Consider the following 15,389-nt stretch of genomic DNA (forward strand, 5'->3'; position numbering starts at 1 on the left):
CCCATGAGGAAAGCAGACGTGAACCGACACAGAACACCCCGGTGGCGAGGACTGCTCACCACCGTGCTCGCCACGACCCTCGGTGCCCCCCTCCTGGGCGCCCTGCCGGCCGTCGCCACCGAACCGGTCCCGCCGACCACCCTGCAGAGCAAGGCGGACAGCGCCCTGCTCAAGGACTTCACCCAGCACGACAAGGTCTCCTTCTGGGTGCAGCTCGCCTCCCAGGCCGACACCTCGGCCGCGAAGAAGGCGCCGACCAAGACCGGCCGGGGCCGTGCTGTCCTGAAGGCGAAGACCGCGTACGCCAAGACCTCGCAGCGAGGACTCACGGCGCTGCTGAAGCAGGCCGACGCGACCTACACGTCGTACTGGATCAGCAACACCGTCAAGGTCACCGGCAGCAAGGCCCTGGCCGCGAAGATCGCCGCCCGCTCCGACGTCGCGTCGATCGAGGCCGACGACACCGTCCCGCTCCCGCCCGCGGCCAACGGCACCAACGAGGCCAAGGTCGACGGCATCGAGTGGAACATCGACCGCATCAACGCCCCGAAGGTGTGGAACGAGTACGGGGTACGCGGTGAGGGCACGGTCATCGGCAGCATCGACACCGGCGTCGACTACCAGCACCCCGCCCTCGCCGCCGCCTACCGCGGCCTGAAGACCGACGGCGCGTACGACCACGCCTACAACTGGTTCGACGCGACCCACACCTGCGGTGCGGCACAGCCCTGCGACGACCTGGGGCACGGCACCCACACGATGGGCACCATGGTCGGTGACGACGGCGCCGGCAACTCCATAGGCGTCGCGCCCGGCGCACGCTGGATGGCGGCCAAGGCCTGCACCCCGCAGGGCTGTCCGCGCGACGCGCTGCTCGCCGCAGGGCAGTGGATGCTCGCGCCGACCGACGCCGACGGGGAGAACCCGCGCCCCGATCGCGCCCCCGACGTCATCAACAACTCATGGGGCTCCGACAGCCTGGACACCTGGTACCAGGCGATGGTGCAGTCGTGGCGGGACGCCGGGATCTTCCCGGCCTTCTCCAACGGCAACGCGGGATCGTACTGCGACACGGCCGGCTCCCCGGGCGCCTACACGAACACGTACGCCTCGGGCGCCTTCGACAACAACAACAAGATCGCCTCGTTCTCCTCGCGCGGACCCGGCGTCGACGGCACCGTCAAGCCGAACATCGCCGCCCCCGGCGTCAACGTCCGCTCCGCCACCCCCGGTGGCGGCTACGCGGCCAAGTCGGGCACGTCGATGGCCTCACCGCACACCGCGGCCACCGTCGCCCTGCTCTGGTCGGCCGCCCCGGCGCTGCGCGGTGACATCACCGCCACCGAAGCGGCGCTGAACAAGTCCGCGATCGACGTCGACGACACCACCTGCGGCGGCACCGCGGCCTTCAACAACGTCTACGGCGAAGGCCGGCTCGACGCGTACGCCGCCGTGAACGCGGCCCCGCGCGACCACGTCGGCGCCCTCACCGGCACCGTCACCATCGGCGGCGAACGGGCCGCCGACGTCGAGGTCTCCGTGGCCGGTCCCACGCACGCCACCCTGACCACGAAGAAGGACGGCACGTACGCCTTCCCGCGGCTGGTCTCCGGTGCGTACACGGTGTCCGTCACCAAGTTCGGCTACGTCACCGACATCGCCGGACTCACCGTCACCGACGGCGGCTCCGCCACCCACGACACGGCGCTCGCCACCGCACCCACCGGCACCCTGACCGGCACCGTGCGCAGCGACTCCGGCATCGAGGCCGACGTCGCGATCAAGGTGCAGGGCACCCCGGTCCGCGCCGCGACCGCGGCCGACGGCAGCTACAAGCTGACGCTGCCCGTGGGCGGCGGTTACCGGATCAGCCTGACCCCGCTGAACCACTGCGCGGCCACCATCGGCATCGTGACCGACGTCGCCACGGGCACGGCCACCAAGGACGTCGCCCTCGCCACCCGCACCGACGCCTTCGGCACCACCTGCCGCCAGGTGTCCGCTGAGTACCCGACCGGCGAGACGAAGGTCGATCTCTCTACGCCGTCGGGGGCCTACTCCGCGGTGACCGCGCCGTTCCCCGTCGCCCTGTACGGCCACACGTACGACAAGGGATGGATCACCCGCGACGGACAGGTGATCTTCGGCTACCTCTCACTGCTCGACAACAGCCCGTTGCCGAACAAGTCCCCGGCCAACGGCGCGCTCTCACCGTTCTGGGACCAGCTCGCCATGGACTCCTCGTCCGGCATCTACACGTCGGTGCGGGGCACCGCCCCGCACCGTGAGTACGTCGTCGAGTGGCGCGACATGCTCATCGCCCGCGACACGACCCGGCGCATCGGCTTCGCGGCGGTGATCGGCGAGGACGGCACGTACTCCTTCCACTACAAGGGCATCGACGCCGGCGGGAAAGCCTTCGAGCAGGGCACCGGCGCCACCATCGGCGCGGAGAACCACGACGGCACGGACGCGCTGCAGTACTCGTACGACGAGCTCTCCGTCCGCGACGGCATGGCGATCCGGTTCCGGCCCGAGGGTCACGCCGTCGTCTCCGGCACGGTGACCGACGCCAACGACGGCAAGCCGGTCGCCGGCGCCACCGTCACCGTCACCCGCGACGGGACGAGCGTCGGCACGGCGACCACCCGTCCCGACGGCGCGTACCTGACGCAGGTCCCGGTGGACGCGGCAGCCGACCACAAGGTCACGATCACGGCGCCGCACTACGCCACCGCGACCCGCACGGCCGAACTGGGCAGCCTGTCCGCGCTGCGCACCGAATCCGCCCTGACCACGGGAGCGGTGCGGGCCGACAACGGTTCCGGGTGGCAGCTGGTCGTTCCGGCGGGCGAGCAGCGCCGGCGCACCCTGACCCTCACCAACGGCGGCTCGTCCGCCACATACACCGTCGCGGAGAAGTCCGGCGCCGCCTGGCTGAAGGTCGCCCCGGCGTCCGGCACGCTGGGTGCCGGCGCGCGGCAGCAGGTGACGCTGACCTTCGACACGGCCGCGGCCAAGCCCGGCACGGTGTACTCGGGCACCCTCGTGCTGACATCGGAGAGCGCCCGCACACCGTCGCTCTCGCTGCCGCTGAAGCTGGTCGTACCGGCGTACCAGAAGGGTGTGGACGTGGGCGCGGACACCGCGTCCCTGGACGCACTCGGCGACACCTGGACCCAGGACCGGCCGTACGCGGAGGGCTCGTTCGGATACGTGGGTGACAGCACCGTCCTCACCTACACCCGTAAGGACATCGCGGGTGCCGACAGCTCCCAGGAGCAGCAACTGCTGCGCTCGGGCCGGGAGGGAGTCAGCGAGTACCGCTTCGGTGCCGTGCCGAACGGCGTCTACCAGGTGGAGCTGGGCTTCGCCGAGCCGGCGGGAGTGAAGCCGGGACAGCGTGTCTTCGACGTGACAGCCGAAGGTGTGGAGAAGGTCGCGGACGTGGACGTCCGCCTGGAGTCGGGCGGCGCCCGGACCGAGCTGTCCAGGACGTTCACGGTCAAGGTCACCGACGGCCGGCTGGAGGTGGGCTTCAAGGCGGTCACCGGCACGACGCTGGTCAACTCGATCCGGGTGACCCAGCGCCCCGACCTGACGAGCTGATCCAGCCCGTCCACAGCCGCGAACGGGCCCGCCCCGGAAACATTCCGGGGCGGGCCCTGCGGCGTGGGGTCTTCCGTTCCCGCGCGTTGTTCAGTCCGTGCGGGCGGGCTCACCCATGCCGGGCCCGGAGGGCGTAGTCGTTGAGGATCAGCGACAGGCTCGACGTGAGGCGCCGCGCGTAAGGCACATGGAGGGACTCGTTCGGGCCGTGGGCGTTCGCTCCCGGGCCCAGCACACCGCAGGCCAGGAACTGCGCCTCGGGGAACTGCCGGGTCAGCTTCCCCATCAGGGGAATCGTGCCGCCCTGACCGATCCGGGCGACATCCGCCCCGTCGAAGCAGGACCGGCTCGCCGCCGACAGCGCCGCCCGGAGCCACGGCTGTTCGGCGGGTGCGTGCCAGCCGTCGGCGACGACCCGGTCGGGCGTGAACCGGACCGACGTGCCGTACGGCGGGTCCGCCTCGAGGATCCGGCCGACCTCCGCGAGGGCCGCCGCGCTGTCCACCGTGGGCGGCAGCCGCAGCGAGACCTTCACACGCGTGTGCGGACGCAGCACGTTGCCCGCCGACGCCACCGGAGGAATCCCGTCCGCTCCCGTGATCTCCAGACTGGGGCGCCAGGCCCGGTTGAGGAGAAGCTCCTCGGGATCGCGCGTCACCGGGGACGCGTTCCCGTACCAGTCGAAGCGGCCCCAGACCTGCTCGCCCAGCAGCGCCGCCGCCTCACGTGTCTGGGCGCGGCGCTCGTCCGGCACCTCGCAGTGCAGGACGTCCGGGCGCAGCGCACCCGTCGCGCCGTCCTCCAGCCGGTCCAGCAACCGCCGCAGCACCCGGAACGACGACGGCACCACACCGCCCGCGTCCCCGGAGTGCGCGCCGTCGCCGAGTACCCGCACGTCGAGCGTCCCGCCGCAGGCCCCACGCAACGACGTGACCAGCCACAACCGTTCGTAGTCGCCCGCACCGGAGTCCAGGCAGACCACCAGGCCCACCTCGCCGATGCGCGGCGCGAGCAGGGCGAACCAGTGGTCGAGGTCGGGGCTGCCGGACTCCTCACCGGCCTCGAACACGCCGACGCAGCGCGGCCGGGCCGCGCCCTGCTCGGCCAGCGCCCGCACCGCGGTCACCGATGCGGGCAGCGCGTACCCGTCGTCGGCGCCCCCGCGGCCGTACAACCGGGGGCCGTCGTCCACCGGTTGCCAAGCGGTGCGGCCCTCGGTCCACCCGTCGCCCTCGGGCTGCTTGTCGAGGTGCCCGTAGAACAGGACGGTCTCCTGCGCGGGCGCGCCCTCGCCCGGTACCTCGAAGAAGACCAGCGGCGTGCGTCCGGGCGCGCGCAGGACCTCCACCCGCAGGCCGGGCAGCGGTACGTTCCGCAGCCACGCGGCCGCCGCGTCGACGGCCCGGTCGAGGTGGCCGTGGGCCTCCCAGTCGGGGTCGTACGCGGGGCTGACCGCCGGGACGCGGATGTGCTGCCGGACGAGGGGGAGCACATCCGTCTCCCACTGGGCGTCACAGAACTCCCGTACGGAACCGGCCTCGGCGACACCGGCCGGGGCCTGCTCAGGCATCGGCGAGGACCCGTGCGGCCGGGGCGAACTCGATACCGAGCAGCTCCTCCACCGGCGCGTACACATCGGGCATGTACATCGTCCGGGAGAGCAGGAGGTTCTCGGCCGGGGCGACCAGGACGCTGACCTGCTTGCCGACCTCGACGTGCGCCGACGCGAGCGGCTGCCCGTCCTCGTCGAACGTCGTGATCAGATCGGGGAACGAGGCCCGGCGGACACCGTCGACATCGAGCGCCATGTACTCGTTGACGATGTACAGGGTGGTGCGCGCCGCGTCGTCCAGGACCGCGACGCCGACGTCCAGGCCCTCCCGCTGCTCGCAGCGGTACTCGCGCACCGTGCCGGTCACGGCGATCTCGCCGCCGAGATGCTGGGCGGCGCCGAGCACGCCACCCGCCAGGAAGCGGCGGCCGAGTTCGATGGCGGAACCGATCGCGCCCGGCGCGCCGTTGCGCACCGCGTAGCCGACCTCTACGGGGTTGCGGGCCACGCCCACCCAGCCGCCCGCCTCCACGGAGGCGCGCCGGACCACGTTCGACGTGGCGTCCAGACGGCCGGAGACCGAGCCCTCGACGTAGGCGTACGGCTTGCCGCCCGCGTAGCCCTGGGAGGAGAGGTAGCCCTCCTCCTGGTGCAGGCCCATCGCGCCCATCACGCTGGAGGGGTGGGCGCGGCCGTTGCAGGCCAGGTCGATGACGGGGAGGCCGGTCATCGCGGAGTGGAACCAGCCGTTGATGGTGGTCTCGGCTCCGTTCTCGTTCGTGTGAATCGCGACGAGCGGGCGCGGCAGGTCACGGCGGAGCAGTTCCAGGGCGCGCAGCAGGTGCGTGGGCAGCACCTGCGGGTCGGGCGCCGCGGGGGCGCCGACCAGGGCCACCGTCGCGGTCAGGTCGTCGGCCGCGAACTCGTCGGCCGACCACAGCTCCGGTATGCCGATCTGGAGGGCCAGTTCGGCGGTGCGCAGACCCCGCTCGACGAATCCGCCGCCGCCTCCGCCCAGTACGGCACCGCCGTACACGGCCGCGCGGATGTCGTCATGGGTCAACTGTCGCTTCACGGGGTTCTCCCAGGGTGGTTCTGTACAGGGGTGCGAGAGGACGTACGGGCTGTCCGGCTGCTGGGCCCACTGGCCTACTTGGCGGCCTTGAACACGCCGTTGCCGAACGAGTAGAGGGCGTCACCGGCGATCGCGCCGCCGGCGAAGACCTCCAGGTCGTCCTTGGCCTTCGGGCCGAGGACGCGGGGAGCGAGGACGCGGACGGCGATGCCGGCGGCGACCATCCAGCCGGCCATCGGTGTGGTGATCAGCAGCCCGGTCGCCAGCAGGATGCCGAGCTGGCGCTTCGAGCCGCCGATCAGCTGCACGACCGCGCCGGGGATCGCCCACAGGGCGAGGTCCCGGGCGGTCTCCGCGGACGGGCCCGCCTTGATCGCGGCGACGTACGCGGCGTCGATCGGGGCGGTCTGCCCGTTGTCGAAGAACATCCGGTACGAGACCAGCACGACGACGATGGCGACGCCGAAGCCGATCATCGCGGCGATCAGCTGCTGACGGCGGCCCTCCAGCTCGAAGGCCGGGTCGGCGTTCTCGCCGCGCAGCAGATAGCCCGCCTTCAGGTCGTAGCCCATGTCGGCGAAGGCCGGACCGGTCGCGGCGGTGAAGCCGGACAGCACGACGAGCGCCTCGGGCGGGAAGCCGATGAGGATGCCGAGCAGCAGCGTGATCAGGGCGATCGCGAAGGCGGGGAACCAGCCGGAGTGCATCGACGCGATGCCGACGAGCAGTTCGTGCAGGAACGCGGCGACGGAGGCGTACAGCAGGAAGCCGATCAGCATGCCCGGGCTCATGTGCGTGGCGGCACCGGTACCGAACGCCAGCAGGACCGAGATCACGAGGTAGGCACCGAAGCCCAGCCGCATGGAGCGCCCCAGGCGGCGGGCGCCTTCCGGCGCGCCGGCCGGTCCGGTCGCGCGGGCGTCGTCCGCCGGGGCGCGCCGGACCTTGACGATGGTGCGGCCGACCTGGACCAGGGCGACCAGGCCCGCGCCCATCATCATGCCGTGAGGCAGGTACATCCCGTTCAGGTCGAGGCCGAACAGCGGGTCGGCGTACTGGTTGAACAGCAGGCCGACGCCGAAGGCGGCCATGGCACCGAACCCACCGATCAGGGCCACGCCGAACGCCGACATCGGCAGCGTGAACGCGGCGCCGACCAGACCGGTCAGCAGACCGAGGCCGAGGACCTTGGCACGCCGGCCGCCCTCGTCGCCCGCCTTGATGGCCTGGGCGGCGGCGAGCCCCGGCGGCCAGGGGTTCTTCGCGGGGAAGGCCGGGGTGTCGTACATCCGGTAGAGCAGCCAGGCATCGACGAGCATCGCGGCGGCGACCCCGATCAGCATCGGGATGATCATGTCGTCCATCCCGAACAGGAACGGGATCCCGATCGGCAGGAACAGGCTGTTCGCGGCGCCGAACGTGGCCGAGGAGATGCTGGTCTGCGCGAGGTTCTGGGCATGCACCGAGCGAAAGCCGCGGAACATGACGAGCGGCACGCGGGCCAGCGTCATCGCGGCCAGGGCGCCGATCAGCGAGGTGCTCGGGGTGACGCCGAGCGTGGCGAGCAGCTGTACGCCCACGATCGCCCCGAACACGCTGAGCACCACGGTGAGGATCAGATTGCCGGGGGCGAGGGCGCGGGGATGGCGCGGGCCCTCACTCGCGGGGTGCGAGGTATCGGCCTGGGGAGAGGCGTCAGTGCTCATGGGTCTTCGGTGCTCCCGTGCGGGTGGGCGCCTTGTCAGTCGCCTGGGGAAGTTCTAAAATATGGAACAGGATCTGAATATCTGGATCTCCTTGGATCATCCATACGGCTCATTCCGCCGTCAAGGGCTGAGCCGGGATTCTCGGAATGTGGGCGGTTCGGAGTCACGGACGAGGGGCGGTCGGGAGCACGCCCGGGCGCCCTTTACGATCGGACGACACGACTCGGGGGAGCTCGGGGGAGGCGGGAGAACGGTGAGCACACTCGCCAACGCGCGCGATGTCCTGCGGTTGATGGCGCGTCTGCAGCGCGATCTGACCGTGACGGATGTCGCGGGGGCGCTCGACCTGCCCAAGAGCTCCGTCTCGCGGACGCTCAGCATGATGGCCGACTACGGCTTCCTCGACCGCGACCCGACGAGCCGCGCCTACCGCCCCGGCGTCCTCGTCATGGAGGCTTCGTACCACTTCCGCGCCTCGCGCAGCACGGCCTCCCTCCTGGAGGAGGAGCTGGCCAGGCTGGTCGCCGACATCGGCTACACCGGATACGTGGACGTACTCGACGGGCCGGAGTCGCTCGTGCTCCACATGCGGCTCGGGACGACCGGAGCTCTCCAGGCGTACACCCCGGCCGGCACCCGGGCCCCCGCCTACGCCAGCTCCATGGGGCGGGCGCTGCTCGCCCGCCTGGACGACGCGCAGGTGCTGCGCCTCGTCGACGCCCGCCTGGAACAGAGCACGGGCTCGGCGCCGCGCACCCCCGGTGAACTGACCTCCTGCCTGGCCAGGGTGCGTGCCGACGGCTGGGAGTCCTCGCGCGGCGAGTACGTTCCGAACGTCGCCGGCGTCTCCGCGGCCGTACTCGACAGCGACACGGGGCAGATCTTCGGCATCGGAGTCGCGCTGCCCGCGCCCGAGCTGCACGACGGGAACGCGGCCCGCTTCGGCCGGTCGGTACGGGACGCCGCCCTGCGCGTCGGCAAGCGCATCGGCGACCCGTACTGGCTGCGGTACGTCGAGGCCGACGCCGGCCGCTGAGGCGCCCTCAGACCAGCAGGGGCCCGAGGGCGGCGCCCACCACCGCGCCCGGCGTCAGGATCGGCACGGTGAGCCCGGCCGCGCGCAGTGACCGGCGGTGCCGTGCCCCGTACCCCATGCAGTCGAGCATCAGGACGTCCGCCCCGGCCTCGAGATGGGTGCAGGCCGCCGCGAGCAGGGCCGCGTCGTTGTCGGCGTACGGCGAGGCCGTGGTGAACGCGGGGGCCGGAACGACGGCCCGCCACTTCTCCCGCGCCTCGGGCACCTGCTCGGGCAGCGGTACGACGAAGCCGACCCGGCTGCCCCGCAGGACGGTGCCGACGTATCCCGTGACGAGGGCGTCCGGCTCGACGAGCCGCGCCCGCCGGGTCCGCAGGCCGGGGAACTCGCCGGTGCACAGGAGGACCACGACGTCGGCGCCGGCCTCCTCCACCTGATCGATACGGGCCTGCAGCGCGGCGCCGACGGTGTCCGCGTCCAAGGTCACGGGACTTCCGTCGGCCAGTCGGCTCAGAAGGGTCGCGCGTCCTTCCGTCGCCCCGAAGCGGAGCTCGGTCTCCGGGCGGGTCAGACCGTCGAGCACGCCGGCGTGCCGTACACGTGCGGTCCCCGGCAGGTGCGCCTCGATGGCTTCGGACAGGTCCGGGCGGGGGGCCTGACCGATGGTCAGAAAGGTGACCGTGTCCACGGCGCCTCTTCTCATGGGAGTTCCAGAATATGGATAGGAGTTCCGAAATAATCTAGTCGGCGATGCGATGTGTGGGTAGGGGGTGACGTGCGGCCTGCTGCATCCGGCTCGCACGCCGAGAACCCCCTGGGCGTGACCCAGGGGGTTCTCGGTGTGCGGTCCCGGCGATCAGCCGGGTGGGGTCAGGACAGCTTGAACGTCGTCATCTGGTGGATGTTGTTGTCCGGGCTGAGGACGCGCCCGCCCAGCTCCTCCGACATCCGGTCGTAGCCGGTGGCGTTGGAGTTGAGGGAGATCATCTCCTCCGCTCCGTCGCCGTCGAGGTCGACGGCGAGGTAGTTGCGGCCGCCCGAGACGTTGCCGCTGCCGAGGGCGCTGCTGAAGGCGTCCCCGCTGGTGAGGAGCGCGGGGTCCCACGCCCCCACACCGCCTTCGACGCCACCGGCCAGCAGCTTCCGTCCGCCGGGGCCGGTGATGAACTGGGTGGTGCGCAGCGGCGCGGACACCGAGCCCTTGCCGTCCTGGCCGTCGGCGCCGAAGACGCGGATGGTGCCGAAGCTGGTGGCGAGGAGGCCGTCGCTGTCGTCACCGGTGAAGAAGTTGCCGTGCGACCAGGGGCTGCCGGTGATCTCCTGGCGAAGCAGTTCCCCGGTCCGCCCGTCGCGGATCTCGACGACCACGTGTGCGGACGCGGCCGAGGTCGAGTCGAAGTCGGGCTCGGACTGCACGAGCCACGTGTAGACGACCGCGTGACCGTCCGCGTACGGGATCTTCGGGGATGCGAAGACGGCGTGGTCGAGCAGGGCGCCGTGGAGTTCTCCATCGACGGCCTGGGCCGGGGCCTTGGGAGAGGCGGTCCAGCGGACATCGCCGTTCTTGCCGTTGAGCGCGACACCGTCCTGAGCGGAGGAGTCGAGGTTCAGGGCGTTGACGCTGCCGTACTGGGTGTAGACGCGTCCGTCGGCGGTGGTGGTGTCGGAGAAGACGACGTCTCCGGCATCGGCGGGGGCCGCGTACTGCCACAGCTTCTTGCCGTTGCCGTTGTAGACGCGCAGGGCGTCGGTCGGGACGAGGATCTCGTCCTTGCCCTTGCCGTTGACGTCGGCGACGGTGACGGAGCGGACGAAGGTGCCGTCGCTGTTGCCGCCTTCGATGGTGGTGAGGGTCTTGCCGGTGCGCGCGTCGAGGACGACGGTGGCGGTGTCGGCGGCCACGATGATCTCGGGCTTGCTGTCGCCGGTGACGTCGCCGGTCTCGATGGCGTGGACCTGGCCGGTGACGGTGGCCTGCCACAGCTTCTTCGGCTTGCCGGTCAGCAGCGAGCCGCCGGCGTAGGCCCAGACGCCGTGCGAGGTCCCGCCGGTGACGACGTCCTGCTTCTTGTCACCGTCGACGTCGAGGGCCTGGGCGAACGACAGGTCGCCCTGGAGCGGCGTCAGGTTCTGCTCGGCGCCCTTCGCGAGGTCGAAGGTGCGGACGTTCTGTTCCTGGTCGATGACCCGGACGTGCTGTCCGCTCTTGTCACCGAAGACCTGCTGGAACATCGGCGACGCGGTGTTGTCCCGGTGCTCCCAGCGCACGGCGCCCTTGGCGTTGAACACCGTCAGGTCGGCCCTGCCGCCACCGCCGGCGTTCTCGGCGGTGTCCATGCCGGTGTCGTTCTGCGAGGAGGCGGCCAGGCTGCCGTCCGCGATGTCCAGACGCCAGGTGCTGGCACCGTCCTCGGGGTTGTCGGCGTTCCGCTTGGTGGTGTGTGACCACAGGGCGGTGTCGGGGGTGGTGCCATCGAGGACGCGGACGGTGCTCGCGTTGACGTAGAGGTTGGAGTCGAAGGTGGATTCCGCGACCGCGTACTCGGTCTTCCTGGTGCCCTTGAGGTCGCCGATGGTCATGGCGGTCGGGACGGCGTTGGAACGGTTGTCGAGGGTGGCGCGGGCGCCGGTGCCCACGGCGTAGGAGACGATCTCGTAGCGGACGCCGTCGGTGGGGTCGGCCTGTTCCAGAGCGACCAGCCGGTTGCGCGTGGTGTCCAGGTGCAGCTGGCGGCTGTAGAGGGTGCTGTCGGTGTGCCAGCCGACGGACCCGTCCGTCACATCGAGAACGAGGGTGCGACTGCTGCTCGGCGTCGTGGAGGTCTTCTGCAGGTCCCAGGAGACCGCGGCCTTGCCGGCGCCGGCGGACTCCAGCGCACCCCAGGTCGCCTCGGTGCTCTTGGTGTCGTACGTCCACGTGGTGGTGGGCGTCAGCGCGCCGTCGGCGTAGGAGAAACGGGTGCCGTTGAGGGTGGCCGTCTCGCCCGCGGGGGCGTTGATGTTGTAGGTCGGTGCGTTGGCGACGAGCAGTGTGCCGTCGACGAGTTTGACCGAGGTGGCGTACGAGTACAGCTTCGACCAGAGCATCTTGCCGGTCTTGCCGTCCAGGACGGTCACGAACGTACCCGTGGGCAGCGACGAGCCGGGCGAGGTGATCGGCCGGTAGGGCGCGGAGCCGACGCTCGCGGAGAAGACGAGGTCGGGGGTGCCGTCGCCGGTCAGGTCGCCGGTGTCGAAGCCCTGGTCGGAGGTGGGCGTTGACGGGCTGACCGCGTTGTAGCCCATCATGATGTGCGCCGGGTAGGGCTCGACCTGCCACACGCGGAGCGGCTTGGCCTGCCAGTCGGTGTAGAGCGAAGCGTTGCTGCGGGCCCAGGCGGTGGTGCCGTCGGCCTTGTGGAGCTGGACGTTGCCGAGGCTGTGAACGGTGAAGTAGCTGCCGTCCGAACCCGCGGGAATCGTCGCACCGATACCGCGCACACCCTCCAGGGCGGAGGTGTTGGTGAACGTGACCGGAGCGGAGGCATCGGTTCCGGCCGCGTCGAGCCCGGAGACGGGGGCATCGGCGCCGCCGTCGCTGTCACCGGTCGTGTTGTCACCGGTGTTGATGGACTTGAGGTTGTCGCCGTAGACGTCGACGCCCATGTGCGAGGCGAGCTTGTCCGCCTGTGCGCTGGTGAGCTTCATCGCGGAGCCGTCGTCGCCGGTCGCGGCGAGGGCGTGCGGGGCCGCGGTGAGGGCGAGCCCGGCGGCCACGAGGGTGGAGGCGAGGCGCAGGGCGCGCCTTGAGGTGTGGGTTCTCATTACTTGGCTCCCTGCGCGATGCGGATGGCGGAACCGTTCGTCAGTACCGTCTGGTTGAAGGAGTACTGGAGGGCGTCGGTGCCGGTCTGGTTCTCGATGCCGACGGTGGCCTTGCCACCATTGCCCGGGACGGTCTTGTACTGGAACGTGATCGCGCCGGTGGCCTCGTCGAAGACGGCCTCGAACGTGGCGCGGTTCGTGCCGCCGTCCGCGAACAGCATGTTGTTCCAGACGACCGCGAAGGTGCGCTTGCCGGTCTTGCCGGTCGTGGCGGTCTGCACGCTGGACTTCTTGTCGAGCATCAGGTCGTCCCAGAGCGGGGCGACGATGCCGTCGGGCTTCGCGGCGGCGGGCAGGGCGGTGTTGACGTAGTCGCCGACGCGCGGGGCCAGGAAGTTGATCAGGCCGTTCGTGGTGACGGCGGCGCTGTTGTAGGAAACGCCGTAGAACTTCACGGGGAAGGGCAGCGTGACGTTCTTCGCGTCCTCGTCACCGGACAGGGCGACCTTCGTCGAGCCGGCGGTCCAGGAGTACGTGGCCGGGGTGCAGCTGTTGCCCGAGGCGTCGGAACGGGCCGGGAGGCGCACGTTCATCGTCTTGTCGGCGTCGATGGTGAGCTTGGTGTTGTCCACGCCGTTGCACAGCACCGGGACGGCCGGTGTGGTCGTGAGGGTGAACGCGCCCTCGGAGACCTTCGGGAGGGTGAAGTGCCCGGCCGTGTCCGTCTTGACGGCCGGGACGGGGGTGCCCTCGACGGTGACGGTGGCCTGGGCGAGCGGCTTGCCGGTGACGTCCAGGACGGTGCCGGTCACGGCGTGCAGCGGCACGGCGTCCAGGGCGATGTCCTGGGTCAGGGCCTGGCTCTCGGCGACGGTGACACCGTTGAGGGTGTCGGTGGAGTAGCCGTAGCCGCTGAACGAGAAGTCGTAGGTGCCCGCGGCCAGCGTCAGCCGGTAGGTGCCGTTGTCGGTGGTGGTCACCGAGCGGGTGGTGCCACCGGTGGTGGCGCTGACGGTGACACCGGCCAGCGCGGTGCCCGTGGCCTTGTCGGTGGCGGTGCCGGTGATGGTCGCCGCGATGTGCGGGGCCTTGTCGATGGAGGAGAGGATGTCGAGCTTGCCCTCGCCCCACACGTTGTTCATGCCGGCGGTGCCGCCGCAGTGCGTGTCATCGACGTCGGACGCGCCCTGGTTGAGGAGCGCGCGGGTCTCGTCGATCTTCCCGATCAGGGACGGGGCGGCCGACCACAGGAGGGCGACGGCGCCGGCGACGTGCGGGGTCGCCATCGACGTACCGGACTCGACCATGTACGACGAACCGGGCCAGGTGGAACGGACGTCGACGCCGGGCGCGGAGATGTTCGGCTTCATCGAGTTGTCGACGAGCGAGGGTCCGAAGCCGGAGAAGTTGGCTATCTCGCCGTTCACGTCGTAGGCGCCGACACCGTAGGACGGCGCCTGCGAGCCGGGGGCGTGCGCGGTGGAGCAGGTCGCTCCGTCACCGTCGTTGCCCGCGGCGAACGCCTCGAAGATCCCGGCGGAGTTCCAGGCCTCGACGATGTCCTGGTAGAAGGTGGTGTCACCGCCGCCCCAGGAGTTGTTCACGATGTTCGGTGCCAGCTCCGGGCGGGGGTTCTGCCCGGTGTGGTCGGTCGGGGCGAGGATCCACTGACCGGCCTTGAGGAGGTACTCGTCGGAGCACTCGTTGCTCTCGCAGCCCTTTGCGGCGATCCACTTGGCGTTCGGTGCGACACCGACGCCGCCCTTGCCGACCATGGTGCCCATGGTGTGGGTGCCGTGGCCGTTGTTGTCGCAGGGGGTGCCGTCCGAGGGGCAGTTGCCCGACGGGTCGTAGAAGTTGTAGTCGTGGGAGAAGGACCCGTCGCCGTTGTTGCCCCGGTAGTTCGCGACGAGATCCGGGTGGTTGTACTGGACGCCGGAGTCGACGTTCGCGATGACGATGCCCTCACCGCGGTCCTCGTACTGCGACCACACCTGGTCGGCCTTGATGTCCTTCACACCCCACTCCGGGGTGCCGTCGTCAGCAACCGTGCTGTCCGGCGCCGCGGAGACGTTGCTCTCCGTCTCGTCGAGCTTGTAGGTCTGCTCCTTGACGATGCGGGCGACATCCGACCGCTTCGCCAGCTGGTCGACCAGGGCCTGGTCGCCGGTGACCTGGACGGCGTTGGCGATCCAGTAGTCCTGGTGACCGACCTTCTTCTTGTCGAGGAAGGTGTTCAGCGACTTCTGGCTGGTCCTCGCGTGGGCGCGCAGCTCGCTGTACGCGGACTTCGCCTTTGCGGCGTGGGCGTTCTTCTTCTTGGCTGCGGACAGGTCCGCCTGGTCCTTGAGGACGACGAAGAAGGAGGCCTGGCCGCCGCCGTCAACGGCGTTCAGGAGCGCGGAGTCGACCTTGGGGGACGGCGCGGCGTCGGCTGCGGCAGCCGCGGGAAGCGGTGCGGACAGCAGCGCGGTCACCGTGAAGGCGGCCGCCGCCCAGACGGCGCGGCTACGCCACGGCGGTGGGGACAGATGCATCGGGGGAGCTCCTCCAGGAATGGAACGGGGGAGCTCGGACATTAGACAGACGCCGTTACTCGGGCATTAC

At 70.7% G+C, this 15,389-nt stretch carries 8 protein-coding genes; 2 read left to right on the plus strand and 6 right to left on the minus strand.

The features are described from left to right. Nucleotides 1-18: 18 nt before the first annotated feature. On the plus strand, nucleotides 19-3,609 hold the full coding sequence (locus OG959_RS35245) for a S8 family serine peptidase (protein WP_326665056.1): 3,591 nt from the start codon (nucleotides 19-21) through the stop codon (nucleotides 3,607-3,609). Nucleotides 3,610-3,718: 109 nt separating this feature from the next. Here OG959_RS35245 and OG959_RS35250 read toward each other — a convergent pair whose 3' ends face one another. The 3 genes from OG959_RS35250 to OG959_RS35260 all read right to left on the minus strand — a co-directional run bounded on the left by OG959_RS35250 (nucleotide 3,719) and on the right by OG959_RS35260 (nucleotide 7,942). Further along, nucleotides 3,719-5,179 (minus strand): M20/M25/M40 family metallo-hydrolase, encoded by a 1,461-nt coding sequence (locus tag OG959_RS35250; RefSeq protein ID WP_326665058.1) that lies wholly within the window; start codon nucleotides 5,177-5,179, stop codon nucleotides 3,719-3,721. After that, nucleotides 5,172-6,236, minus strand: a complete 1,065-nt coding sequence (locus tag OG959_RS35255) for an S-methyl thiohydantoin desulfurase domain-containing protein (protein ID WP_326665060.1) — start codon at nucleotides 6,234-6,236, stop codon at nucleotides 5,172-5,174. The genes OG959_RS35250 and OG959_RS35255 overlap by 8 nt, the downstream gene beginning before the upstream one ends. A 74-nt stretch (nucleotides 6,237-6,310) precedes the next feature. Then, complete coding sequence (locus tag OG959_RS35260; protein WP_326665062.1) at nucleotides 6,311-7,942, minus strand: OPT/YSL family transporter; 1,632 nt, start codon at nucleotides 7,940-7,942, stop codon at nucleotides 6,311-6,313. Between the two features lie 253 nt (nucleotides 7,943-8,195). Between OG959_RS35260 and OG959_RS35265 the strand changes: the two genes are divergently transcribed. Beyond that, complete coding sequence (locus tag OG959_RS35265; RefSeq protein WP_326665064.1) at nucleotides 8,196-8,978, plus strand: IclR family transcriptional regulator; 783 nt, start codon at nucleotides 8,196-8,198, stop codon at nucleotides 8,976-8,978. A gap of 7 nt (nucleotides 8,979-8,985) precedes the next feature. On the opposite strand, the gene OG959_RS35270 is transcribed toward OG959_RS35265, so the two are convergent. From OG959_RS35270 to OG959_RS35280, 3 genes are all read right to left on the minus strand, one after another. Next, on the minus strand, nucleotides 8,986-9,681 hold the full coding sequence (locus tag OG959_RS35270) for an AroM family protein (RefSeq protein ID WP_326665066.1): 696 nt from the start codon (nucleotides 9,679-9,681) through the stop codon (nucleotides 8,986-8,988). A gap of 167 nt (nucleotides 9,682-9,848) precedes the next feature. Further along, nucleotides 9,849-12,782, minus strand: a complete 2,934-nt coding sequence (locus tag OG959_RS35275; protein WP_326665069.1) for an FG-GAP-like repeat-containing protein — start codon at nucleotides 12,780-12,782, stop codon at nucleotides 9,849-9,851. Continuing rightward, nucleotides 12,782-15,319 (minus strand): S8 family serine peptidase, encoded by a 2,538-nt coding sequence (locus tag OG959_RS35280; RefSeq protein WP_326665071.1) that lies wholly within the window; start codon nucleotides 15,317-15,319, stop codon nucleotides 12,782-12,784. The genes OG959_RS35275 and OG959_RS35280 overlap by 1 nt, the downstream gene beginning before the upstream one ends. Nucleotides 15,320-15,389 lie beyond the last annotated feature (70 nt).

Source organism: Streptomyces sp. NBC_00385, from assembly GCF_035917155.1.
Taxonomy (GTDB): Bacteria; Actinomycetota; Actinomycetes; order Streptomycetales; family Streptomycetaceae; genus Streptomyces; species Streptomyces poriferorum.

What these genes read in the sequence shown, in the direction of transcription:
- OG959_RS35250 (WP_326665058.1), bottom strand. Translation starts at nt 5,179, where the DNA reads ATGCCTGAGCAGGCCCCGGCCGGTGTCGCCGAGGCCGGTTCCGTACGG.
- OG959_RS35260 (WP_326665062.1), bottom strand. Translation starts at nt 7,942, where the DNA reads ATGAGCACTGACGCCTCTCCCCAGGCCGATACCTCGCACCCCGCGAGT.
- OG959_RS35275 (WP_326665069.1), bottom strand. Translation starts at nt 12,782, where the DNA reads ATGAGAACCCACACCTCAAGGCGCGCCCTGCGCCTCGCCTCCACCCTC.
- OG959_RS35280 (WP_326665071.1), bottom strand. Translation starts at nt 15,319, where the DNA reads ATGCATCTGTCCCCACCGCCGTGGCGTAGCCGCGCCGTCTGGGCGGCG.
- OG959_RS35270 (WP_326665066.1), bottom strand. Translation starts at nt 9,681, where the DNA reads ATGAGAAGAGGCGCCGTGGACACGGTCACCTTTCTGACCATCGGTCAG.